This is a genomic window from Pontibacter sp. HSC-14F20 (assembly GCF_019599265.1).
Classification (GTDB): Bacteria; Bacteroidota; Bacteroidia; order Cytophagales; family Hymenobacteraceae; genus Pontibacter.
The window spans coordinates 281,997-306,185 of sequence record NZ_JAHZTC010000001.1 but is presented as its reverse complement, the minus strand read 5'-3'; the positions used below and the strand labels follow the sequence as shown (position 1 = coordinate 306,185).

Below are 24,189 nucleotides of genomic sequence, written 5' to 3'. Positions count from 1 at the left end.
TTTCTTGCAGCCGCTAAGCTTTACGTTTCAGTAGTAAATTATCCAGACACCCACCTGCCGGGTATGAGCAAACTGCCTTCTCAACCAATTTCTGTTACGCGGCAATTCTCTTTTGGAGATCAGGACCGTCCGGCTATCTAGTAATGACCGAAGTCTGGTGGAGTCCTGACTGTCATTTATATGGAATAAATGGTTGCGCCACGCGTCGCTTGTTTCAAACTGTGTTTCGCGGTTCAGGCTGTGGTGTTGATCACTTACCGACACGATATCTTTGTTTAACTCAAAGGCAAGGGACGGAAGCAAGCGGTCATATACCACAATGGTCCGATCCTGCAAATTCTCCTGCCTGATCAGATTAGCCAACGCTTTACTCGAGTTTACCTGTTCTGCATTGGCCCCCAGCAGGTGCGTTGAAAAAGGAATCAGGAACAGGATAAACGCCAAAACAGCCGCCACAACCTGCTGTATACCTTGCTTCATGAATCGCCAGATCAGGTATAGCACTACCAGCATAAGGACGGCAAATACGACCAGTGTCTGAGGCACGGTTAAACCAAGCGGCAGAAATGGAAGCAAAACCAGACTCATACCTATCAGGCCGAGGTAAAGAAAAGTGACCACAGAAATGCTTCTGATATCTTTTGCAGTCAGTTGATAAAGTAGCCAGCTCACCAGCAGAGCTATACCTGCCAGCATTGGCAAGACGTACAGAATCAGCTTGGAACCTGAGGCAGAGAAAAACAGCAGCGGCACGAGCAGCCACAGCAAAAACAGGCGCTTATGAGCAGGTATGAGCGTTCGGAGTTTCTGGAAATGCAGTAGTAACATGGCAGACCAGGGCAAACTCAAAACAGGTATAAACACGACATAAAACCACCAGGGCTCGGAGCGCCCGAACGTATCGGGACTGGTATAGCGCTTCACAATGTGGTTCAAAATAAAGTAATCGATAAACTGCCTGTCCTGCCACATCAGGTATACATACCAAGAAGCGCTTACTACCAAAAACAGCAGGAAGGCCAGCAGGTGATGTGGGAGGCTGGCCTGACCGATTGGTTGCTTCACCCGATACCCGATGACGACGAGCACAGGAAAAATTAAACCTACCGGGCCTTTGGTGAGAAATGCGAGGGCGAGCGCCAGATAAAACAGGTATAACCAGGCCGGCTTTTTGGCGGGTTTATACCTGAGCCAGGCCCAGATAGCCAGCAACTCAAAAGCTGCCAGAAATGAGTCTGTAGTCAGGTTTCGGGCAGCTATTAAAACGGCGGGAATGGTGATGTAAACGATCAGAGCCGTTAAAGCTATTTTGCGAGACTTAAACAACTCAACCGCAATGAGGTATACCAGCAGGGCCTGCGCCACCAAAGAGATCTGCAGAAAAAAGCGCACCCCAAATTCATTTACACCAAATAGCCCCATACCTGCGGCAGAAATGATGTAGGTAATGGGTGGCTTGTGAAAGTGCTGTATACCGAGCAGACGGGGATGTAACCAGTCGCCGCTCCACAACATTTCCCGGCTGATTTCTGCATAACGGGCTTCGCTGGTTTCTATAACGCCCCAGCCTCCCAGGTTATAAAGCAGGATCAGCAAAAATACGAAAAGCAATGCTGCCACCAGGGTGTGGTGACGCAGACCAGCGAAAGCTCGATTCATATCAGATCAGGAAACGGTTCGTTGGCTGGTTGACTGTTTCTGCAGCCCCAGGTATAGGTTTCGGGTATAGGCCACCACGCCGACCACCTGCCCCAGCAGCAAAACCGGATCGAGGCGCAATACGGCGTAGGTGACAATCATTAAACTGCCAACAAGGCTAATCACCCAGAAACCGTTCGGTAAGATTGATTCCTGGGCCAATTCAGAATAATACCATTGGTACACAAAGCGGAGCGTGAAAATGACCTGCCCTGCCCCACCCCAGGCGATCAGTAATCCTGATACCTTGCCATGTTCCCAGATATACTCCAGGCTATAAGCATCCCCGAAAAGAAGCCAGGCGCACATCCCGACCGGAAAGAGCACCGCCGGCCAACGCACCCAGACAGGCAACTCATGCCAGACACCTTTAAATTGCAGGTTGCGCAGGTATATCACGTAAGAGACAGCCTGTCCGCCGATGATCACCAGGTCCTGACGAAACATACCGTAGAGCATCAGCAGGAAAGATGCCAGCAGACTGAAAGTCCAGAATGAAGTAGGCGACAGCACTCGGCCGGCCCGTTCTGACTTAATCCACTGCACCAGTATGCGGGCAGAAAAAAGCGCCTGCGCCATAAAACCCAGACTCAGTATGCCAATCTCAGACCTGCTCATGCCGTACCGCCGTCTTGTTGATGAATTGCTCGGCTATGGTATACCGGATATAGCGTTTGCGCATCCACCGGAATGCGAAGGTATCGTTAAGGGGACCCCAGAGGCGGTTAAATAAATGATATTTGGACGTGCCCGCATAGCGTTCAAAATGCTGCACAGGAATTTGCTTTATTTTTCCGCCCTGCAACTGAATAAGCGCGGGTAGAAAGCGGTGCATGCCATCGAAAAAAGGGACGCGTTTGGCAAATGCTGCGTCCACGATCTTTAGCGGACAACCGGTATCGACAATGCCATCGTTTATCATACGCCGCCGGAAGCCGTTAGCAATTCTGGAGGAGATCTTCTTTACAAAAGTGTCCTTTCGCTTCATCCGGATACCGCATACCATCTGGTGCTCCGGCAGATGCTCAAAAAACAAAAGGAAATCCAGTGGCGAAGTTTGCAGGTCGGCATCGATGTAGCCAATGTAGGTGCTCTGGCAATGATCTATACCTGCTTTAATGGCCGTGCTCAGACCACTGTTATGGCTCAGCGAAATATAGTGGTACTGGCTTCGACGCTGGCATATTTCCCGCATCAGGGCCAGGCTCCCATCTGTTGACCCGTCGTTCACATACAAGACCTGCGTTGGAATAGGAGACTGCTGAAGAAAGGCATCCAGGGCTTCGCTTAACCGCACCAGGCATTCCGCCTCGTTAAAAACGGGCACTAGAATCGTGAGGGAAGGTTTTGCAGGCTCCTCACTGTAGAGTTCATTTACCATACCTTGTTTTCATTAATTCAGGTGAATGCATATACCTTTTCAGGCAGCTTTTTCAATTGGTTGCGCCGCATAATAGGCCTCAAACCAGTCCAGGAATTTTCTTATACCTACAGCCAGACTGGTGTGTGGCCTATACCCGGTGGCAGCCACTAACGCGTCCACGTCGGCATAGGTCACAGGTACATCGCCCGGTTGCATGGGCAGCAGGTCGATGCTGGCCTTTTTGTGCAGGCCCCGCTCCAGCAACGCCACCATTTCGAGCAACTGCTCAGGCTGGTTATTACCAATGTTGTACAAGCGATAGGGAGCTTCGTGGGCTCGCTTCTTTTTGGTCACCTTCGGAGCGCGTCGCAACAGTTTCATCACAGCAGCCACGACATCGTCTATATAAGTAAAATCGCGCCACATGTTACCTTGGTTGTAGAGTTGTATGGTGCGTCCCTCGGCAATGTATTTTGCAAACCGAAAGCATGCCATATCCGGTCTGCCCCAGGGACCATAAACCGTAAAAAAGCGCATACCTGTGGCAGGTATATCATACAGATGTGCGTAACTGTGCGCCATTACTTCGTTTGCTTTTTTGGTGGCAGCATAGAAAGAAATCGGTCGGTCAGTTTGGTGGTTGGTGGAAAAGGGAATCTCTACATTCAGACCATAGACTGAACTGGAGGAAGCAAATAAAAAGTGCTTCACCGGATATTTTCGGCAGGCTTCCAGCATGTTGGCAAATCCGACCAGGTTACTCTCCACATAAGCCATCGGGTTATCCAGGCTATACAACACCCCGGCTTGTGCGGCAAGGTGCACAACCAGATCAAATTGCTTTTCCGCAAACAGTTCTTCTAATCCACCTTTATCTGATAAATCAAGTTGAATAAACTTCCTGGAAGGGGTATCTGCACTACAGACGCAGGTATTGTACGCGATCTGTGATTTCTCAAAGCCCTGCACTTTCAGACGGTCGTATTTCAGTGCCGGGTCGTAATATTGATTGATTATATCAAGCCCCACCACATCAAATTGCGCATCCTGCAGCGCCATTACCACGTGGTGGCCAATGAATCCGGCGCTGCCCGTCACCAAGATCCGTGTTTTCTTCCCCATAGTTATTTTTAACTACCTATGAATACAAACCTTAACAATCATTATAGAAACATTAGATACGTATTACACTAAAAATTAGCAATGAAATACAAGATTTTATTTCCTATCAGGCATGGTATTTCAAACATACAAGCAGCTGCTTAAAAAATATTTCCAAAGGATGGGGCACTAAATGTAGGATTGCTGTAACAGATCAAAACGCTTTACCTGAACAGGTATACACATCGAATAAAGAAGTTTAGCTGTACTGCTTGTAATTCTATACCTTACAGTCGTTTTCAAGTGAGCCGAATTTCATAGCATTAGCTGCTTTCATTCCCACTTTCATTCGGCTTGCTTTTTTTGATGTAACCTAATGATGTTGCGACATGTGGTTTTCCAAATCAATAGAGGCGGTTCTGACTGAACTGGAAGTAGACCCTGCTCAAGGACTTTCTGAAGCACAGGCACAGGCTCGTCTGGAAAAGTATGGCCCCAACAAACTGACAACAAAAAAGAAGAAAAGTATCTTCCAGCTTTTTCTGGCGCAGCTGCAGGATTGGCTGATCTATGTGCTGTTCGCAGCGGTGGTCATTACCATGTTCATGGGGGAATACATCGATTCCATTATCATCCTGGCTGTTATTATCCTGAATGCTGTGCTGGGTGTGGTGCAGGAAGTGAAAGCGGGAAATGCCATCGAAGCGCTCCAAAAAATAGCCTCCCCCAAAGCGCTTGTGCGCCGGGCCGGTGTCGTGAAAGAAATTGATTCTGAAAAAGTAGTGCCCGGCGATATTCTGCTCCTGGACGCCGGCAGGTATATTGCTGCTGACCTGCGGCTGCTTGAATCGGCTAACCTGCAGATAGAGGAATCAGCCTTGACCGGCGAGTCGGTACCTTCCCCAAAAGATGCCACGTTTGTGCTGGAATCCCCGCAAACTCCACTCGGCGACCGGGACAATGCCGCATTTATGTCCACGTTGGTGACGGCAGGCAGAGGTGTGGGCGTAGCCGTTGGTACGGGCATGCAGACCGAAGTGGGTAAAATTGCCAACATCCTCGAAACAGAAGAGGACTCTAAAACACCGCTGGAAATCCGGCTGAACAAACTCGGCAAATCGCTCGGTAAATTCGCCATCGGCATCTGCGTCTTGATTTTCGTGGTGTCCCTGCTGCAGGACAGAGACCTGACCGAAATGTTCCTGATCTCAGTTTCGCTGGCCGTGGCCTCTATACCTGAAGGGCTGGCCGCCATCGTGGCCATCGTGCTTTCCATTGGCGTTATGAGCATGTCCAAACGCAACGCCATCATCAGGCGACTGCCGGCAGTGGAAACGCTGGGCTCTGTCAACATCATCTGCTCCGACAAAACAGGTACCCTGACGCAGAACAAGATGACCGTCCTCCAATACTACAGTCTGGAGGGGGAAGTGACCGTGGCCCGGAAGAAAGAAAATTCGTCTACCAATAATGCCAACCTGTTAGCAAAAGCCATGGTGCTTTGCTCCGACGCCACTTACGAGCACGGCGAAGGCACAGGCGACCCCACCGAAATAGCATTGCTGCTTCTGGCAGACGATTTAGGTATAGACCGCGAAGCGTTGAACAGGCAATGCAAACGCATCGACGAGTTTTCGTTTGATTCAGACCGCAAATTAATGTCGACCCTGAATGAGGAGAACGGCAGGTATACGGTATACACCAAAGGCGCCATCGACAACCTCCTGAAACTTGCTACCCATGTGCAGGAAAATGGACAAGTGGTACCCTTCACAGAAGAACACAAACAACAGTTTCAGGAAGCGACAGCACGTATGTCGGAACAGGCGCTCCGTACTCTGGGCGTGGCCTATAAACCTGTAGACCATATTATTACAGCTTCTGAAATGGAGCAGGACCTGATTCTCCTGGGGCTTGTCGGGATGATGGACCCACCGAGAACTGAGGTGCAGGGCTCGGTAAGCAAGGCAAAAGAGGCGGGCATCACCACCATCATGATCACAGGCGATCATAAAATCACTGCCTTTGCCATTGCTCATCAGCTAGGTATAGCCGACAACCTGGACCAGGCCATTACGGGGCAGGAAATAGAGAGGCTGAGTGAAAGCGAGTTCAGCAAAAGGATCCGCGACTACCGCATTTTCGCACGGGTTTCCCCGGAACACAAGGTACGGATCGTACGCGCCCTGAAAGCACAGGGCAATGTGGTGTCGATGACCGGAGATGGCGTGAACGATGCACCTTCACTTAACGCCGCTGATATTGGCGTGGCCATGGGCATTACGGGCACTGACGTAGCCAAGGGTGCCTCGGATATGATTCTGACAGACGATAATTTTGCCACCATTGTGTCGGCCATTGAGCAGGGCCGGAACATTTACAATAATATCCGGAAATCCGTTCTTTTTCTGCTGAGCTGTAACCTGGGCGAAGTGGTGGCTATGTTCATCACGCTCATGATCGGCTGGGAAGCACCCCTGATTGCGACGCAGCTGCTTTGGATTAACCTGCTGACCGACTCCATGCCGGCTGTTGCGCTAGGTATGGATCCCGGCGACCCGGATGTGATGCAGGAAAAGCCACGCGACCCGAACGAAAGTTTCTTTACCGGCATTGCTGGCTGGCGTGTGCTGGGTGGCGGTATCCTGATTGGTGCCCTCACGATTTTTGCTTTCTGGTTCGGCTACAACGAGCACGGCTACAGTCCCTTCGACGATGAGGTTCCTGCCATAACGCTGGAGAATGCCAGAACACTTGCTTTTATGACGCTGGTGGCCTGTCAACTTTTTTATGCATTGGCCATGCGGCATCATACGAAATCCATTTTCCAGATTGGTCTTTTCACAAATAGGTATCTGATAGGAGCCATTGTGCTGGGGCTGGCGCTGCAACTGGTTGTCATAGGCATCCCTTTTATGCGCGAAGCTTTCAACCTGACAATGCTTGACCTGGAAGGCTGGCTGATGGTGATCGTCCTGGGTTTAGTCCCGCTACTGGTAAACGAACTGGGCAAAATATACCTGCGTTCGCGGAGAAAGAAAGCACATGCTGCTCTGGTAACTGAGGGAAATTAAGTCCACAGGTATAGCATTGCAGACGGAAACATCAGGGGCAGGGTAAACCTTTGGGTTAAGCCGTTCAATTGCTTATCAGCCGGACTTATTTTACTGTTGACGTTCACGGCTGCGCCTCTCTCCTGCCCTTTTGCACCAGCATCCACCCAACTGCCAGCATCACCAGCGATATACCCAGAAAGCCGAAGTTCCAGGCCGAGGGGCTGGCGCTGATCTCGCGCACATTGTGAAGCACAAGTATATGGTGGTCGATGATGCCTTCCACTACATTGAACAAACCGAAACCAAACAGCAGGCTGCCCCCGAAAATACGATTCGACAACACCGCTTTACGCTCACGCGCCACCCGCCAGAGCAGGTAAATGCCTAGCGCGGTAGTGAGCCAGGTGAAGGCATGAAAGATACCATCCCAGAACATGTTAGTCTCTTTGTTCAGGAGCGTGTCAGGCGGCAGTTTGGCAGATATCATCTGGTGCCACTGCAGAATCTGGTGCAGCACGATGCCGTCTACAAAACCACCCATACCTATACCTATGAGCGTGGCCGCTGCAATCAGCGGACCCGTGCGGACAGGCGTCACTTCCTCAAGGGGTATTTGTCTTTTCATAGCGCGCTATTTGAGTTTGTGCAGTCGGTATACCGCCGCCCAGATGAAGAGAAAAGGCAACAGCATGTAAAAGAATAGTTTCAGAAAGCTTTCGTCGAAGATGGCCGCCTGCAAGGGACGGTTACAGGTGGTACAGGCCAGGGCTGGCAAGCTGACAAGTAGAATCAGTGCTAATGGCAATGCAAGACAGAGTAGTAAATAAGAGCTTTTCACCATGTGCTATACCTGTAAAATCCACATCGATTCTCTGCACTCCTATACCTGCCTTCGAGCGCTTTAGTTGCTTTTCATGCCCATTCACTGTGCTCAGGTTCAGGGTTTAGTAGTATGTTCTCAGTATTACATCGTGTGTAACCATTGTCACTGAACGCCACAAATAAAGGGACGACCATTGTACTGTCCATTAACGAAAACCATGATGCAGCAATTCTGGAAAGAGCGTTATCGCCAACAGGAGATGGTATACGGGAGTGAGCCGAACGTCTTTTTTAAAGAACAATTACAGGGTCTGGCCCCCGGTAAGATCCTGTTGCCTGCAGCGGGCGAAGGCCGGAATGCGGTATATGCTGCCTCGCAAGGCTGGGATGTGCTGGCCTTTGATTACAGCACAGCGTGGCTGGCCAGGAGAAAGCGCTGAGGCTGGCTGATAAGCAAGGCGTAAGTATAAATTACCACCTGGCTAATGCTGACAGCTTTACAATTGAGTCCGAAAGTATAAATGCCGTGGCACTGATTTATGCGCACTTCCAGCCGGTCCTGCGCCAAAGGTTGCACTACAAAGTAAAGCAATGGCTCCAGCCAGGCGGCACAGTTATACTGGAGGCTTTTCATCCTAAGCAACTAGGCTATACCTCGGGCGGGCCTAAAGACGAGTCCATGCTCTATACCGCTGACATGCTGCAACAAGACTTCGCAGGTATGGCAGTGAAGGTGCTGGAGGAAAAGGAAATTATCCTGCGTGAAGGCGCATACCATAGTGGCCCCGGATTCGTGATCCGGTTTGTAGCTACAAAACCGAAAGCACAAATCAGATATAACATAGAACAGCTAAATAGGTGTTCATCAAGCAATTGACAATGAAAAAGACACTCAACATTATGGTACCCGTGGACTTCACGCCGGTATCCTTTAAAGCACTGCAATTTCTGAACCTGCTGCTTGAAAAAGCTTCCGCTAATCTCCATCTGGTGCACGTGATTCAGGTGAACGCTGCCGAATGGGCTGGCACTACCGACTCTTCAGAAGGTATAGACAGAGCAGAGTTGTATGCCCGGGAACAGAAAGCGCAACAACAATTCGAGGAGCTCAGGAAACAGGCTAATATTGAATTTACCAGTGCCGTGGTATACGGGGGCCTTACCACCAGCCTGACTGGGTATGCCGAACAGCAACAGACCGACCTGATCATCATGGGTACCGAGGAAGCCGATGGCTGGTTCGAGCGCTTATCCGGTTCTGAAGCACAGCATGTGGTGCGGCATACGCCTATACCTGTCATTACGATCCAGAAAGATGCTTCTATCACGCCGATCCAGAACATTTTGTGGGTCGCAGACTTTGCTGCTGAGAAACAACCGCAGCAGACTGTTAATACCATCAAGACTTTGCTCCAGCTGTTCGGCGCGCAATTGCACCTGCTGCAGATCATTCAGAAAGATGACGATCAGAAACTAGAAGCGACGATACAACAGATGCTGCGATTTGCTTCAAGATTGCAGCTACAGAACTTTGAAATTCATTTTAAGAGTGCTGCGAAAGTACCGGCCGGCATGCGCAATTTCAACCGTGAAACAGAGATGGACCTGGTGCTTATCGGTACGCATGGACGTAATGGGTTCGGCCACATTTTCTATGGCAGCATCGCTGAGACAATGGTCAACCGCTGCATCCGCCCACTGCTCACCTATCACTTAAAATAATAATATATTTACACTGATAAGCGCTATGTGACTTCTATCACTTTGTGTTGCTTGCGTATACCTTAAATTTGCAACATCATAAAAAAAGCAAAAACCAGCTAATCCTACACATTAACCGCGATAGACATGAAAATAAAACAGTTTGAAGACAAAGGCCTGGCACATTACGCTTATGCCATTTTGAGTGAAAAAATCGGCAAAGTGGTTCTGGTAGACCCGGCCCGCGACCCTCAGCCCTACTACGACTTCGCAGCGAATAACAATGCCAGAATCGTGGGCGTGATCGAGACGCATCCGCATGCCGACTTTGTGAGCTCTCACCTTGAAATACATCAGAAAACGGGCGCCACAATTTATGCCCACAGCTTAGTTGGCGCCGACTATCCACACAAAACTTTTGATGAAGGTGAGGTGCTCGAAATTGGCGACATCAAACTGAAATCGCTGCACACACCGGGCCATTCCCCTGACGGCATCAGCATTGTGCTGGAGCACGAGGGCAAAGACATTGCCGTGTTTACAGGCGATACATTGTTCATCGGTGATGTGGGTCGTCCGGACCTGCGTGAGAGTGCCGGTAACGTAACAGCCAAGCGCGAAGAACTGGCCCGCCAAATGTATAAGAGCACCCGCGATAAGCTGATGAAATTAAACGATGACGTGCTGGTGTACCCGACGCACGGTGCCGGTTCGCTTTGCGGCAAAGGCCTGAGCAGTGCCAACAGCAGCACAATCGGTGCAGAGAAATTGAGCAACTACGCCCTGCAGGACATGAGCGAAGAAGCTTTCGTGAAAGTGCTGACAGAAGACCAGCCGTTTATACCAAAATACTTTGGTTACGATGTGGGTTTGAACAAAAAAGGCGCTCCTGCCCTACAGCCAGGTATAGCAGGCGTAAAAAAACAAGAGAAAAATTTCAAGCCTTGTAAAGGCGCTGTCATTGTCGATGCTCGAAGCGAGAAAGTCTTTAAGAAAGGACACCTCGAAGGGGCCATCAACATTCAGAATGGCGGCAAGTTTGAAACCTGGCTGGGTAGCATTATTGGCCCGAATGAGCGCTTCTACCTGATCGCTGAAACTGAAGCAGAACTGGACGACCTGATCCGCAAGTCTTCCAAGATCGGGTATGAATTGCTGATTGAAGGGGCCTTTGTGCAGACCGAAGCAGCTGAAGAGACATCACCTGAACTGGATGTGGCCAAATTTAAAGCCAATCAGGATGAGTATACCATTGTGGATGTGCGCAACACTTCTGAGGTAAAAGGCGGTAAGTATTTTGCTAATGCCATCAGCATTCCACTACCGGAGTTGCGTGAACGGGCACAAGAAATTCCGACGGACAAGCCAGTAGTGGTGCATTGTGCGGCAGGTTACCGCTCTGCTGCAGGCAGCAGCATTGTGGAAGCCGCACTTCCTGAAGCCAGGGTACTCGACCTAAGTGAAGCTATAAACGACTTTAAATAAGCATCATACAAAATTAATATTGACCAGTGCGGGCGCATTTAGTGCCAGCACTGGTTTTTTGCATTTACTTGCTATACCTTAACATCTATCCAAACCAGCACGACACGTATACCTAACCATGGAAATAACGCAGAAAGAAGACATCCTGAATAAATTCCCGCAGTTTGAGCAACCCCTTCTCGTTGAGATAATGGCGCACAGCACCATCCGGCAGGTAGAGGAAGGCGAAGAGGTGATGCGCACCGGGCAGTACATCCGCTCCACGGTGCTGCTCCTGAGCGGACTGCTCAAGGTATACCGCGAGGACGATGAAGGAAACGAGTTCCTGATGTACTACCTGGAGCCAGGCAGCGCCTGCGCTATGTCCATGATGTGCACCGCCCGCGACGAGCAAAGCCAGATCATGGCCAAAGCCGTAACCGATGCAGAAGTGATCCTGATACCTTCCCACCTTTCCGAGCAATGGCTGGCCAAATACAAGAGCTGGCACAACTTTGTGATCGCCTCCTACCGCCAGCGTTTCGAAGAATTGCTGCTAACACTCGACAGCATCGCCTTTAAAGGCCTCGACGAGCGCCTGGTTTTCTACCTCAAGCGCCACGTAAAAGTGAGCGGCAAAGAAATCCGCCTTTCCCACCAGCAAATCGCCCTCGAGCTCAATAGTTCCCGCGAAGTCATTTCCCGCCTCCTCAAAAAACTGGAACAAACCGGTGCCATCTCATTGCAACGAAATTACATTGAAGTACATGATCTGGAGGTAGTTTAGGTATATAGAGACAGGTAGTGACCCAAAGCTCTCAACTTAAGGAAAGCCGCACCCAATCTGTCATTTCGACCTACGGGGGAGATTTGATTTATTTCAGGTTTACCGTACGATTTCAGATTTCTCACTTTGTTCGAAATGACAATAGAACGCTTATGTTGGCAGCAAGCCTTTGCTACCTTCCCTACTATTCTTACCTCACAAACTCTGAAATCCCTTAACTCCTAAACTACTTTGTGATACTAGTCACTGAACATCCTTTTCAGCCGCTATACCTTTGTACTAGATTACAAAACAAACAACATAATCAATGGAAATACTAGGTTATTTCGCAGCCCTGCTGATCGGACTTTCACTTGGACTGATCGGGGGCGGTGGTTCTATTCTGACGGTGCCGGTTTTGGTATACCTGATCGGGCTAAGTCCGGTTATCTCAACTGCTTACTCACTTTTTATCGTGGGCCTTACCAGTCTGGTGGGTTCTTACAAATTCTACAAAAATGGACTGGTGAGCATGAAGACGGCCGTGGTATTTGGTCTGCCCTCTATTGTGGCGGTATACCTGACGCGCCGCTACCTGGTGCCGGCTATACCTGAAGAAATCTTTTCGGTAGGTGATTTTCTGGTGACCAAAGGAATCCTGCTCATGCTCTTGTTCGCCGGCCTGATGGTGTTCGCTTCGATCAGCATGATCAGGAAGAAAAAAACGCTACCGGCTGACGCTGCTGATCCGGTTGACGAGAACATTGACACTGCGCTGGATGTGGAGCATACCGATCCGGCAGAAAAACATCCGAAACCGAAATTCAACTACGGCGGCATTCTGGCCGAGGGTCTGGTAGTGGGCACACTTACCGGATTAGTCGGTGCGGGCGGTGGCTTCCTGATTATACCTGCGCTGGTGCTTTTCAGTAAACTCGACATGAAAATGGCGGTAGGCACTTCCCTGCTGATCATCGCGGCCAAGTCCCTTTTCGGTTTTATCGGCGACATCTTCAACTACGAAATCGACTGGATGTTCCTGGCTATCTTCTCAAGTATTTCGATCGCTGGTATTTTCATTGGCACCTTCCTTTCCGCTAAAATCCATGCCGACAAACTCAAGACTGCTTTTGGTTGGTTTGTCCTGGTGATGGGTATGTATATCATCGGAAAAGAGCTTTTCTTCTAAAAAAACACACAGCGTGACCAAAGTCACTGTACCACACCGATTATATTCAGATATTTGTATTGTCATTGCAAGTACTTCAGACAGCCTCAACGATTAATTAAATGACTCAAAACCCTATACCCATGAAAGTAGAACAGATCTATACCGGCTGCCTGGCACAGGGCGCTTACTATATCGAAAGCAACGGTGAAGTGGCCATTATCGACCCGCTTCGCGAGATAAACCCATACTTGGAGAAGGCCGAAAAAGCCAATGCCAAAATAAAATATGTGCTGGAAACACACTTCCACGCCGATTTCGTTTCGGGGCACGTGGATCTGGCCAAAGCTACTGGTGCACAGATCGTTTTCGGCCCAAATGCTTACCCTACTTTTGATGCCTACACCGCCACCGATGGCGAAGAGCTGAAGTTAGGCAACGTAATCATCAGGGTGCTGCACACACCGGGTCACACCATGGAATCGACTACCTACTTGCTGCTCGACGAAAACGGTAAGGAAACAGCGATTTTTTCCGGCGACACGCTGTTCATCGGCGACGTAGGCCGTCCTGACCTGGCAGTAAAATCTGATCTGACGGAAGAGCAACTGGCCGCACACCTGTACGACTCGCTGCGCAACAAGATCATGACATTGCCCGATGATGTGGTCGTATACCCGGCGCACGGTGCGGGCTCGGCCTGTGGCAAAAACATGAGCAAAGAAACGACCGACCTGCTCGGCAATCAGAAAAAGGTGAACTATGCCCTGCGTGCCGACATGACCAAAGAAGAGTTTGTAAAAGAAGTGACCGACGGATTGCTTCCTCCTCCGGGTTACTTCCCGATGAACGTGAAAATGAACAGAGAAGGCTACGCCAATATTGCGGACGTGCTCACGCAAGGCCAGCAGGCACTGTCGCCGGAGGCTTTTGAGGCAGCCGTGAACGAAACAGGTGCTCTGGTGCTGGACACCCGTAAACCGGAAACGTTTGCAGCCGGCTTGATTCCGAACTCAATTAACATCGGTATTGACGGCAATTTCGCTCCGTGGGTAGGTGCCCTTATACCGGATGTGCAGCAGCCGATTCTGTACATTGCCGATGAAGGCCGTGAAGAAGAAGTAGTGACCAGACTGGCCCGTGTCGGCTACGACAATACCCTGGGCTATCTGCAGGGAAGCTTTGCGGCCTGGAAAGAGGCTGGCAAAGAAGTGGACACGATCAAGTCTATCACTGCCGCTACATTTGCTGCTGATTATGCAAAAGACAACAATATAAAAATAGTAGACGTGCGCAAGCCGGGCGAGTATCAGGCAGAGCACGTGGAGACGGCACTACATGCCCCGCTCGATTACCTGAACGACCACCTGGCCGAGCTGCCGAAGGAGGAAGATATGTACATCCACTGCGCCGGTGGCTATCGCTCCATGATCGCGGCATCTATCCTCAAGGCAAGAGGTTTTGACAATGTGATCAACGTGGAAGGCGGTTATAAGGCTATCTCAGAAACGGAGATTCCCAGAACGGCTTACGTTTGTCCTTCTACACTGAAGTAAAATAGTTTAGTATAGTTAAAAATGGAAGCGGGGACGGTATTAATTGTCCCCGCTTTTATTTCATAACAGGCTGCGTGACCAAAGTCACTGTACCGCTCCGGCTATACCTGTAACTTTGTATTGTCATCAAAATAAGTCAATAATTAAAGCCCGTAAGCCATGTTCCATATCTTTAGATCCGCTCCCAAGAACTACGAAAATCTGGACGGGAAAACATTCAAGGCCAATTACCTGAACGCTCCGAAAGCACAACTGCTGGACGTAAGAACAGCCGGCGAATTTGCTTCCGGCACGATCAAAGGAGCAAAGAACCTGGACGTAACCACCGGGCAGTTCCAGAACGCACTGGGCTCGCTGAACAAGGACACATTCTACTTTGTATTCTGCCGCAGCGGCAGCCGCAGCGCCTCTGCCTGCGAGTTGATGAGCGCACAGGGCTTCAAGTGCTACAACCTTGCGGGAGGTGTAGGCTCCTGGCCAAACAACTAAATAAAAACTGGAGCAGATACGGAAGGGGCATGCGACCTCGCTCTTTTCCTGCTCTTCTCTCCCAATCAAAAACGGTAATTAAATTTTTAAAAAGTTATGTTAGAGCTTATAAGACAACCATGGCCTTGGTATACCTCGGGTATCGTGATCGCTTCTATCATGGTGATGCTGTTGTTTTTCGGCAAGTCGTTTGGTTTTTCTTCCAACCTGCGCACCATCTGTTCGGCCTGCGGTGCCGGCAAAAAAGTTAAGTTTTTTGACTTCGACTGGCGCGCCCAGACCTGGAACCTGTTGTTCCTGGTTGGTGCCATCATCGGTGGTTTTATTTCGGCAGAATTCCTATCGAACGGGGAAGCAGTTCAGATCTCGCAGTCCACTGTTGAGGATCTGCAGCAACTGGGAATAACATCGCCGGACGGTATGCAGCCGGAGGAAATTTTCAGTCTGAGCGCTGCATTTACACTTAAAGGATTCCTGATTTTGCTACTGGGCGGTTTTGCGATCGGGTTTGGCTCGCGCTACGCAGGAGGCTGCACCTCGGGTCATGCCATCAGTGGTATTTCGGATTTGCAGCTACCCTCTCTTATCGCTGTAATCGGCTTTTTCATCGGTGGTCTGATCACCACTTTTATGTTGATGCCTTTAATTTTCTAAGTCGTCACTAATCTAAACTATAAATCGTGAAAAGTATTAAATTTATAATAGCCGGCATCGTGTTCGGCATCGTGATGAGTAAGTCAGAGGCGATTTCGTGGTTCCGTATTCAGGAGATGTTCCGTTTCCAGGACTTCCACATGTATGGCATCATCGGTACGGCGGTGGTACTGGGCACACTGGCCACTTTCCTGATCAAAAAATTTAAAATGCGCGACTACCAGGGCAACCCGATCGTGTTCACACCCAAAGAAAAGTCGGTTCCTCGCTACCTCATTGGCGGCAGCATATTCGGCTTGGGCTGGGCCCTGACAGGCGCTTGTCCGGGCCCGATGTTTGTGAACATAGGTTACAGCTACTGGGTAATTCTGATCGCGATTGGTGGCGCCCTGGCAGGTACCTTTTTTTATGGCATTGTAAAAGACAGACTGCCGCATTAATTTAAATCAATTCCGCAGCATTCTGAACCTGCGGTATAGGGTATTGGTTAGCTAACAGAGTAGCTTCTTTACCAAATACCCTAGCAGCATTCACCCTTTAGTATTTATATACCTTGAGCATGAATAAATTTTCAATCAAAAATATACCCGGTTGGGCGATCACACTTGGTATTTTCGGCATCCTATACCTGACAGGCTTACACACCGAAGCCATCGGGCAGGTGCAGCGCATTTTGCTGGCCACAGGTATAAAAAACGCCGATGTGCCGAGCATCGATGAAGTGACTGCTACATCAGAAACAACTTCGTTTGCAAGTGCCAACGCGTCCATGGCAGGTGCCGGATTTAAAATGGTAGACTTGGATGGCAAAACTGTTGCTTTCGAAAGCCTGAAGGGCAAGGTGATTTTCCTCAACATCTGGGCAACCTGGTGTCCGCCTTGCATTGCGGAGATGCCCAATATCCATAGCCTGTACAAGAAAATGGACCCAAACAAAGTGGCATTTGTGATGTTGTCGGTTGACGAAGGCGGTATGGCGAAGGTGAAGAAGTTTATCGACAAGAAAGGCTATACCTTCCCGGTTTATATCCCGGGCAGCCAGTTTCCGCAGGAGTTTTACAGCACCGCTATACCTACCACGTTCATTATCTCGCCCGAAGGAAAAATTGTGGCGAAGCAGGAAGGTATGGCCGAATACGATACCAAGGAAGTGCGCGAGTTTTTGCTGGGATTAGCAAAATAAAGCTCTTCCCAAATCTAGTTTAAACAGCACAAGCCTGCATCACGGTCATAGAATTTAATCATCCCCTTTAGCTGCTTTTTATGAAACTGAAGCTGATCTTTGTTATCTTAATCGCCATGATGACCGCTCCTGCTGCCTTCGCGCAAAAGAAATCTGATAAAAGTTCAGCTACCACAAAAGCAGAGCAAGCTACGCACCGCCGCATAGTATATGATTTGGCCGAAGGCGACACGGCCCGCTATACCAGTTTGATGCGGCAACTTAACAACATCAAGCGTGGCTGGCCTGATGCGCAGATCGAGGTAGTAGTACATGGCAAAGCACTACATTTGTTGGTGACAGACAAAACCAAACAGGCTGCTGCCATTAAAGCTTTGCAGGAAAAAGGCGTTCAGTTTGTAGCCTGCGAAAACACCATGCAAGTGCAAAAAGTCTCTAAAAATCAGCTATCACCCGGTGTGCCGACAGTACCAATGGGTATAGGCGAAATCATTATGAAGCAGGACGATGGCTGGGGCTACATTAAGTTTTAAATTGCTGGTTCAGGTATAGCCGAATGGAAAAATACTGGCACATCTTCACGCGTTCGTTTTCAGACTACGGGAACTACCTGTGGCAGGAGATGCTGCACCCAAGCTGGGGCAATTATTTTTACTGGCTGATGGGGCTGTCGCTAGTTTTCTGGCTGCTTGAAATTGTGGTGCCGTGGCGGAAAACCCAGGCCAAAATCCGGCAGGATTTCTGGCTCGACGGCTTCTACATGTTTTTTAACTTTTTCCTGTTCTCGCTGGTCGGTTTCAATGCCATTTCCAATATTGGCGTAGAGGCTTTCAACGATTTCCTGGGCCTGTTCGGCATACAGAATCTGGTGGCTTTTGAGATACAGTCGTCGCCGGTGTGGGCACAGTTGCTTACACTTTTTGTGCTGCGCGATTTCATACAATGGAACGTGCACCGCCTCCTGCACCGCTCCGATTTTCTGTGGCGCTTTCACAAGGTACATCACTCGGTGCAGCAGATGGGTTTTGCGGCGCACCTGCGCTTTCACTGGGGCGAAACTGTAGTATACCGCACCATCGAGTACATACCGCTGGCCATGATCGGCTTTGGTATCCAGGATTTTTTCCTGGTGCATATTTTCGCCACTACCATAGGCCATTTCAATCATTCCAACCTGCACATTCCGTTGGGTCCGCTGCGCTATCTGCTCAACAATCCGCAGATGCACATCTGGCACCACGCCAGGCACATCCCTCATCGTTACGGCGCCAATTACGGCATTAGCCTGAGTGTGTGGGATTATCTGTTCGGAACAGTTTATATGCCCGCAGACGGCCGTGATATTGAACTCGGTTTTGAAGATGTGGAAGCTTATCCGACGTCTTTTGTAACGCAACAGATTTATCCTTTCAGAGAGCGTTCGGCTATACCTGAGCAACTGGTTAGTTCAGAGAAAGCGGATGAGGCTATACCTGCAGAAGAGGTTAGTCAGCTGAATTAAGCTTTTATTACAACCATCTCACGCCTGGCTCGAGTACTTTCTTTTTTACCTGTAATTTAGCTACACTTCAACCTAAAAGCCCGCACCATGCAACACCTCGAAAAACAGGCGGATGATAAAATTCTCTTTTTCAAGAAAGAATACATTTCTGAGTTTGTGTATGGGGGTGTCGACGGCGCCATTACCACCTTTGCTGTGGTGGCGGGCGCGGAAGGCGCCAGCCTGGGCACATCCGTCGTGATCATCCTGGGGATGGCTAACCTGATCGCGGACGGCTTTTCCATGTCGGTGGGTAACTTCTTCTCCACCAAAGCCACACGCGATAATTTCGACCGGCATAAGACCCGCGAGTACTGGGAGGTCGAGCACTCGGTCGAAATGGAAAAACAGGAAATCCGGGAAATCTACGCGGCCAAAGGTTTTAAAGGCGAACTCCTCGACCAGGTTGTAAAAGTGATCACTTCTGACAAAGATGTGTGGGTGGACACCATGATGAAAGAAGAACTCGAAATGACCAAAGACGGCAAAACGCCCGTCAAAACTGCCTCGGTTACTTTTCTCAGCTTCATCCTGGTAGGTTCTATCCCACTGCTGGCCTACATTTTCGCCGGTCTCGATTCAGGTATGGACAGCACCGAGCTGTTCCTCTATTCGAGTGTGCTGACAGGTATAGCCCTGACCATTGTGGGAGTTCTGAAAAGTATTGTGACCGAGCGCAACGTGCTGGCAGGTATAGCGGAGACACTTTTGCTGGGCGGTTTGGCTGCCTCGCTGGCCTATTTTGTAGGCGATGTGCTGGAAAGCGTGTTTATGTAAATCCATGCCTGTGACAATAGTCACACCCGGTCGGTTTTCTTTAGGTCATATTTGTAGGAAAGCCTGAAAATCGGGCTTGCCTCTCAACATTCAACCTCACCATGAAAAGAAACCTTCAGCTTCTCCTCGCTGCTCTACCTATCCTGGCACTTGGCTTTACCTCCTGCCAGTCCGCCTCTACCGAAGAAACACAGACGCAAAAAGAAGAAGGCGTCGAAACCATTACCATCCTGCAGACAGCCGACATTCACGGACAACTTTTGCCTCATCAGGAAATGTTCGTCGAAAACGGTAAGTTCGTATTTAAAGAGCGCGGCGGCGTAGCCAATATCCAAACAATTTTCAAGCAGATGAAAGCCGAAAACCCAGGCGGCACCGTAATCGTGGATGGCGGTGATCTGATACAGGGCAGTGCCGTGGCGGCGCTTTCTGAAGGAGCCGTTTTTGGCCCCGTTATCAGCGCCATGGACTACGACTTTCTCATTCCGGGCAACTGGGAGGTGATCTTCGGCAGCCAAAAAATGCGCGACGTGCTCAATTCCTATGGCAAACCGGTCGTGTGCGCCAACATCTGGGACGAGCAAACCAACGAACTTTTATACCCGCCTTATATGGTGAAGGAAGTGAAAGGCGTCAAGCTTGGATTTATTTCTTATAACGACCCGGAAGTGCCCATCCGTCAGAACCCATCCTTTAGCAAGGGCCTTGTGTTTACAGGGCTGGAAGATAACCTGCAGCCTTTGATCAAAGAGCTGAAAGAAGAACAAGGTGTAGACATCCTCTTTCTAGTTACGCACCTGGGCATTTCGAAGCAGATTTACCTGGCCGACCAGCCTGAAATTGAGGGCGTGGACTTTGTGCTGGGCAACGATACCCATGAAAGAATCCGGAAGCCGCTGCAGCGCAAATATGCGCAGGTAGTGGAGCCGGGCGCTTTCGCCTCGTTTGTTGGCCGCCTCGACCTGGAGGTAAAAGACGGCAAGATTGTGGGGCAGCGTTACGAACTGATTGATGTGGACCCGGCCGTATACCCTGCCGACCCGGTGGTACAAGGTATAGTGGAGGCGCAAATGGCCCCTTACAAGCAGGAGATGGATCGGGTGCTGGGCTATACCTCCGAACCGCTTTACCGCTACCTGGTAGTCGAAAATGCCATGGACAATATGATCACCGATGCTCTACGCTGGAAAACCGGTGCTGACATTGCCTTCTCCAATGGTTTCCGGTTCAGCACACCGATCGTGCCCGGTGCCGACGGCAAAGCCCCGATAACTGTAAGTGATGTATGGAATATGCTGCCTGTGAACGAGAACGCCAAAGTAGGCAAGGCGACCGGCCAGCAGATACATGACTGGATGGAAAAAGAGCTGCACAACGTGTTTGCTGAAAATCCACTGGAGCGCTTCGGAGGCTGGGTGGTTCGTTTCTCAGGTATGGAAATGAACTTCAACGCCAATGCTCCGAAAGGGCAACGGGTACAGTCGATTACGGTAGTTGGAAAGCCACTGGATCTGAACAAAGTGTATACCCTGGCGGCCTGTTTACGTAGAGGTGAGTCCGAGCACATGCTCTGCCGCATGCCCAACGCTAAAGACCCAAAAGTGCTCGACTATACAGTGCATGATGTGCTGGAGGAATACCTGAAGCACCATGGCACCGTGGCCCCGAAGATTGACGGGCGCGCCAAAGCGCTCGACCTGGAAGCTCCGGTACTGTCGCAGCTGCCAAACGTGGACTATACTTTCCGATAAAACTAAAAGGCCTGCCTAACCGGAGCAGGCCTTTTCTTTAAACAGGTGGCTGCTCCTATCATTATTAATCACTTCCGGAGGCTAAATATATACTTCAGGTTCACTGACTTCCTTGCAAATAATAGTATATTTGCGGTTGCTTATGGCCCTGTTTCTGCCTGAATACCGCTTTTTGAGGCATTTCATGATGTCGATTGCTCTGCTCTGGGTCGTTCTGCTCCAGAGCACACAAACGTATGCCTTTGATACAACACAGCTGGTTCAGCACAACCAAGCAGGTATAGCACAGGACGAAACGGTAAGCAGCGACAACAGCGTCACCGGGCTGCAGTCGGGTATGCTATACCTGGCCGAGGAAGGAACAGCCGCCACCCTTACATTCAATTTACAGCCTGCGGCCACTGTTTTCCGGACACAACTGATCCGGTTCACACGCCAGAAAGCGGTCCCTCCCTATGCGGCCCGGGCCCCTGGCGATAATTTCTTCTGTCAGTTTTTCTATACTTCCAGTCAGCCCCAGGCTCCCTAGGTCCCTCCTGTATTCCCTTTTCAGAATAAACCTGCGTCAATTTACCAGCATCGCCTGGTACCCGCAGGTATAGCCGGTGCTGTTTCACAGCCTGCTACATCCTTCTTTTCCTGTACCTGTTGTCTGCACGTGTTTACCAAGCAGCTTTTGCAGCCCTATACTTTTTGTATGGCGGCCCCTATCTGCTGTCGTAGCACTTCTGCCAACAGGGAGTAATTGAATCAATCAACTCTACTCAAAACTCATTTACATATCACAAATGAACAGCATTGGAATTTTTGCCTTCATAGGAAGCCTGGGAGGCGCCGAAGTAACCATTATCATATTTGCTATCCTGCTATTATTTGGTGCCAAACGCATACCTGAACTGGCCCGCGGCCTGGGTCGTGGCATCCGCGAGTTCAAAGACGCTACAAACGAGATCAAAAGTGAGCTCGACAAGTCTGTAAACGACAAGGACGGACCGGGCAAAAACCCTTCTTCTAACTAGTACAACCCTTTTCGCTAGCTATATGAAGAAGGCCTTTTTGCCACTGGCAACCCTGATCTGTATCAGCATTGCCGCTCTCCTCACGGTGCTCCAGCAGTATGAAATTATTGCGCTGCCAACCGAAGTCCTCACTGCGATCCGTTGGGGAGGTACCGGCGTGCTGCTGCTTTACGGACTACAGAAGCGCTCCCTCACCACCTGGATCCTAATCAGCATGGTGGTCGGTGCCCAGATTGGTTACGATTTTCCGCAGTTCGCTCAAAACCTCAACGTACTGAGTAAGGTGTTCCTGAAGCTGATCAAAACGATCATCGCGCCGCTCATCTTTGCCACGCTGGTGGTAGGTATAGCCGGGCATGCCAACCTGAAGCAGATCGGTAGCATGGGCTGGAAAGCCTTGCTATACTTTGAGGTAGTGACCACCCTTGCCCTTTTCATTGGTCTGGCTGCCATTAACATCAGCAAAGCCGGCGAAGGCATCGATATGACAAGTATTGCGGAGACGGAGGAGATTCAGGCGCCGGTTAAACAAACCTGGTCCGACATCATCCTACACGTATTTCCTGAGAACATTGCCAAGTCAGTAGCCGAGGGGCAGGTACTGCAGATCGTGGTGTTCAGCGTGATCTTTGCCATTGGTCTGGCCATGGTAACGGAGAAAATGCGCAAGCCGATGATCGACTTCTGCGAGAGCCTTTCTGAGACGATGTTCAAGTTCACAAACATCATTATGTACTTTGCGCCGATAGGTGTGGGTGCGGCCATTGCTTACACGGTGGGCCACATGGGCTTTGGCATACTGGTGAATTTGTTTCAGTTGCTGGCCACGCTCTACGTGGCGCTGCTGGCCTTTTTGCTGCTGGTGCTCCTGCCGATTGCGCTCATCGCCCGCGTTCCGATCGTGCGTTTCCTGAAAGCTATTTCGGGTCCGGTGTCCATTGCTTTTGCCACTACCAGTTCGGAGGCGGCCTTGCCGCGTGCTATGGAGGAGATGGAGAAGCTGGGTGTACCGCGCCGTATAGTAGCTTTTGTAATGCCGACCGGCTACAGTTTTAACCTCGACGGCACGACGCTATACCTGGCGCTGGCCGCCGTGTTTGTGGCGCAGGCTGCCGGTATCGATCTAACCTGGGAACAACAATTGCTGATGGTGTTCACGCTGATGCTCACCAGCAAAGGCGTAGCCGGTGTGCCGCGTGCCTCGCTTGTGATCCTACTGGGCACGGTCGCTTCCTTTAATCTGCCGGTGTGGCCGCTGTTCGCCATTTTAGGTATAGACGAACTCATGGACATGGCCCGCACTTCCATTAATGTAACCGGCAATTGCCTGGCCACCGCCGTAGTGGCACGCTGGGAAGGCGAGTTCGATCCGCACCCGGAAACTGGCCTGGTAGAAACAACAAACCCTGAGTTGCTGCAGGAAGAAGAAAAACCTGTTGCCGTTTAAAGCCTGTTTTTGGAAGGGTTATTTTGATGGGTATAGCAAAATGTTAGCTGAAAAAGCTGCCCGATTGCAAATACACGCCAGGTCCTGAAACAAAATTGACGGTGTATTACTTACCTTTACATTTTTACCGGAGATATTCTCTCCCGTCTCTTTTTATGTTTGAAATACTGATGTATACTTTCCTGCTTAGCATCTCCCCTTTTGGGGAGGCGCGGGCGGGCATTCCGTACGCCGTGCTGAATGATATGCCTGTTTTCTGGGCTTTTGCGGTAGGACTTATCGGCAACCTGCTTATTTTCCCTTTGCTGGCCTGGCTGATCGAGTCGTTCAGCAAAAAACTTTGGCCTAACCGGACCTATAAGAAAGGCGTGATCAAGCTGGGCAGAAGAGCCAAAAAAGGCGTAGGTGCTGACATACAGAAGTATGGCTTCTGGGGCCTGATGGTTTTTGTGATGATTCCGCTGCCCGGGACCGGCGCTTATATGGGTACGCTGGCGGCCTATTTTCTAAAGATAGAGCGCTACAAGGCGTTCATGGCGGTGAGCATCGGGGTGATTATTTCGTGCCTGCTCATGGCTGCCGGCTCATACCTTGGAAACATGGGACTGAAAACCCTTCCGTAAAAAGACATTAC

Annotated in this window: 26 protein-coding genes; 20 read left to right on the top strand and 6 right to left on the bottom strand. The window is 50.0% G+C overall.

Annotation, left to right across the window (positions count from 1 at the left end):
• Nucleotides 1–27 precede the first annotated feature (27 nt).
• From K3G39_RS01400 to K3G39_RS01385, 4 genes are read right to left on the bottom strand one after another with little or no spacing between them, the layout of a single operon-like run.
• Nucleotides 28–1,659, bottom strand: coding sequence for a glycosyltransferase family 39 protein (locus tag K3G39_RS01400; RefSeq protein ID WP_220624371.1), 1,632 nt, complete (start codon nucleotides 1,657–1,659; stop codon nucleotides 28–30).
• Between the two features lie 6 nt (nucleotides 1,660–1,665).
• Complete coding sequence (locus K3G39_RS01395; protein ID WP_255593723.1) at nucleotides 1,666–2,316, bottom strand: lipid-A-disaccharide synthase N-terminal domain-containing protein; 651 nt, start codon at nucleotides 2,314–2,316, stop codon at nucleotides 1,666–1,668.
• A complete protein-coding gene (locus K3G39_RS01390; protein WP_220624370.1) occupies nucleotides 2,303–3,079 on the bottom strand; it encodes a glycosyltransferase family 2 protein in 777 nt (258 codons plus the stop codon). Before K3G39_RS01390 ends, K3G39_RS01395 begins: the two co-directional genes overlap by 14 nt.
• 39 nt (nucleotides 3,080–3,118) lie before the next feature.
• Nucleotides 3,119–4,183, bottom strand: coding sequence for an NAD-dependent epimerase/dehydratase family protein (locus tag K3G39_RS01385; RefSeq protein WP_220624369.1), 1,065 nt, complete (start codon nucleotides 4,181–4,183; stop codon nucleotides 3,119–3,121).
• Nucleotides 4,184–4,551: 368 nt separating this feature from the next.
• Between K3G39_RS01385 and K3G39_RS01380 the strand changes: the two genes are divergently transcribed.
• A complete protein-coding gene (locus K3G39_RS01380) occupies nucleotides 4,552–7,236 on the top strand; it encodes a cation-translocating P-type ATPase (protein ID WP_220624368.1) in 2,685 nt (894 codons plus the stop codon).
• A 103-nt stretch (nucleotides 7,237–7,339) separates the two neighbouring features.
• Here K3G39_RS01380 and K3G39_RS01375 read toward each other — a convergent pair whose 3' ends face one another.
• Nucleotides 7,340–7,843: a DUF2243 domain-containing protein gene (locus tag K3G39_RS01375; protein ID WP_220624367.1), complete on the bottom strand. Its 504-nt coding sequence runs from the start codon at nucleotides 7,841–7,843 to the stop codon at nucleotides 7,340–7,342.
• 6 nt (nucleotides 7,844–7,849) lie between these two features.
• Entirely contained in the window at nucleotides 7,850–8,023 is a 174-nt protein-coding gene (locus K3G39_RS01370; RefSeq protein WP_255593720.1) for a hypothetical protein, read from the bottom strand.
• A gap of 235 nt (nucleotides 8,024–8,258) precedes the next feature.
• Here K3G39_RS01370 and K3G39_RS01365 point away from each other — a divergent pair, with 235 nt between their 5' ends.
• From K3G39_RS01365 to K3G39_RS01275, 19 genes are all read left to right on the top strand, one after another.
• Nucleotides 8,259–8,480, top strand: a complete 222-nt coding sequence (locus tag K3G39_RS01365; RefSeq protein WP_220624365.1) for a hypothetical protein — start codon at nucleotides 8,259–8,261, stop codon at nucleotides 8,478–8,480.
• Nucleotides 8,456–8,917 carry a class I SAM-dependent methyltransferase gene (locus tag K3G39_RS01360; protein ID WP_220624364.1) on the top strand — a complete coding sequence of 154 codons (462 nt, stop codon included), beginning with the start codon at nucleotides 8,456–8,458 and terminating at the stop codon, nucleotides 8,915–8,917. The genes K3G39_RS01365 and K3G39_RS01360 overlap by 25 nt, the downstream gene beginning before the upstream one ends.
• Nucleotides 8,918–8,919: 2 nt before the next feature.
• Complete coding sequence (locus K3G39_RS01355; protein ID WP_220624363.1) at nucleotides 8,920–9,762, top strand: universal stress protein; 843 nt, start codon at nucleotides 8,920–8,922, stop codon at nucleotides 9,760–9,762.
• A 126-nt stretch (nucleotides 9,763–9,888) separates the two neighbouring features.
• On the top strand, nucleotides 9,889–11,226 hold the full coding sequence (locus K3G39_RS01350; protein ID WP_220624362.1) for a rhodanese-like domain-containing protein: 1,338 nt from the start codon (nucleotides 9,889–9,891) through the stop codon (nucleotides 11,224–11,226).
• A gap of 118 nt (nucleotides 11,227–11,344) precedes the next feature.
• The gene (locus tag K3G39_RS01345; protein ID WP_220624361.1) at nucleotides 11,345–11,992 is read left to right on the top strand and encodes a Crp/Fnr family transcriptional regulator; all 648 of its coding nucleotides are present in this window, start codon (nucleotides 11,345–11,347) and stop codon (nucleotides 11,990–11,992) included.
• 307 nt (nucleotides 11,993–12,299) lie between these two features.
• Nucleotides 12,300–13,160 carry a sulfite exporter TauE/SafE family protein gene (locus K3G39_RS01340; protein WP_220624360.1) on the top strand — a complete coding sequence of 287 codons (861 nt, stop codon included), beginning with the start codon at nucleotides 12,300–12,302 and terminating at the stop codon, nucleotides 13,158–13,160.
• 122 nt (nucleotides 13,161–13,282) lie between these two features.
• The gene (locus K3G39_RS01335; RefSeq protein ID WP_220624359.1) at nucleotides 13,283–14,695 is read left to right on the top strand and encodes a rhodanese-like domain-containing protein; all 1,413 of its coding nucleotides are present in this window, start codon (nucleotides 13,283–13,285) and stop codon (nucleotides 14,693–14,695) included.
• A gap of 159 nt (nucleotides 14,696–14,854) precedes the next feature.
• Nucleotides 14,855–15,184 (top strand): rhodanese-like domain-containing protein, encoded by a 330-nt coding sequence (locus K3G39_RS01330; RefSeq protein WP_220624358.1) that lies wholly within the window; start codon nucleotides 14,855–14,857, stop codon nucleotides 15,182–15,184.
• A 96-nt stretch (nucleotides 15,185–15,280) separates the two neighbouring features.
• Nucleotides 15,281–15,838 (top strand): YeeE/YedE family protein, encoded by a 558-nt coding sequence (locus K3G39_RS01325; protein WP_220624357.1) that lies wholly within the window; start codon nucleotides 15,281–15,283, stop codon nucleotides 15,836–15,838.
• Nucleotides 15,839–15,864: 26 nt separating this feature from the next.
• Nucleotides 15,865–16,278 carry a DUF6691 family protein gene (locus K3G39_RS01320; RefSeq protein WP_220624356.1) on the top strand — a complete coding sequence of 138 codons (414 nt, stop codon included), beginning with the start codon at nucleotides 15,865–15,867 and terminating at the stop codon, nucleotides 16,276–16,278.
• A gap of 119 nt (nucleotides 16,279–16,397) precedes the next feature.
• Nucleotides 16,398–17,021: a TlpA disulfide reductase family protein gene (locus K3G39_RS01315; protein WP_255593716.1), complete on the top strand. Its 624-nt coding sequence runs from the start codon at nucleotides 16,398–16,400 to the stop codon at nucleotides 17,019–17,021.
• Nucleotides 17,022–17,101: 80 nt separating this feature from the next.
• Nucleotides 17,102–17,554, top strand: a complete 453-nt coding sequence (locus K3G39_RS01310) for a DsrE family protein (protein WP_220624355.1) — start codon at nucleotides 17,102–17,104, stop codon at nucleotides 17,552–17,554.
• Between the two features lie 23 nt (nucleotides 17,555–17,577).
• The gene (locus K3G39_RS01305) at nucleotides 17,578–18,522 is read left to right on the top strand and encodes a sterol desaturase family protein (protein WP_220624354.1); all 945 of its coding nucleotides are present in this window, start codon (nucleotides 17,578–17,580) and stop codon (nucleotides 18,520–18,522) included.
• An 87-nt stretch (nucleotides 18,523–18,609) separates the two neighbouring features.
• Nucleotides 18,610–19,338, top strand: coding sequence for a VIT1/CCC1 transporter family protein (locus tag K3G39_RS01300; RefSeq protein WP_220624353.1), 729 nt, complete (start codon nucleotides 18,610–18,612; stop codon nucleotides 19,336–19,338).
• 101 nt (nucleotides 19,339–19,439) lie between these two features.
• Nucleotides 19,440–21,089, top strand: coding sequence for a bifunctional UDP-sugar hydrolase/5'-nucleotidase (locus tag K3G39_RS01295; protein WP_220624352.1), 1,650 nt, complete (start codon nucleotides 19,440–19,442; stop codon nucleotides 21,087–21,089).
• 184 nt (nucleotides 21,090–21,273) lie between these two features.
• The gene (locus K3G39_RS01290; protein ID WP_220624351.1) at nucleotides 21,274–21,618 is read left to right on the top strand and encodes a hypothetical protein; all 345 of its coding nucleotides are present in this window, start codon (nucleotides 21,274–21,276) and stop codon (nucleotides 21,616–21,618) included.
• A gap of 259 nt (nucleotides 21,619–21,877) precedes the next feature.
• A complete protein-coding gene (locus tag K3G39_RS01285) occupies nucleotides 21,878–22,108 on the top strand; it encodes a twin-arginine translocase TatA/TatE family subunit (protein WP_220624350.1) in 231 nt (76 codons plus the stop codon).
• A gap of 22 nt (nucleotides 22,109–22,130) precedes the next feature.
• On the top strand, nucleotides 22,131–23,555 hold the full coding sequence (locus K3G39_RS01280; protein WP_220624349.1) for a dicarboxylate/amino acid:cation symporter: 1,425 nt from the start codon (nucleotides 22,131–22,133) through the stop codon (nucleotides 23,553–23,555).
• A gap of 155 nt (nucleotides 23,556–23,710) precedes the next feature.
• Nucleotides 23,711–24,178 (top strand): small multi-drug export protein, encoded by a 468-nt coding sequence (locus K3G39_RS01275; protein WP_220624348.1) that lies wholly within the window; start codon nucleotides 23,711–23,713, stop codon nucleotides 24,176–24,178.
• Nucleotides 24,179–24,189 lie beyond the last annotated feature (11 nt).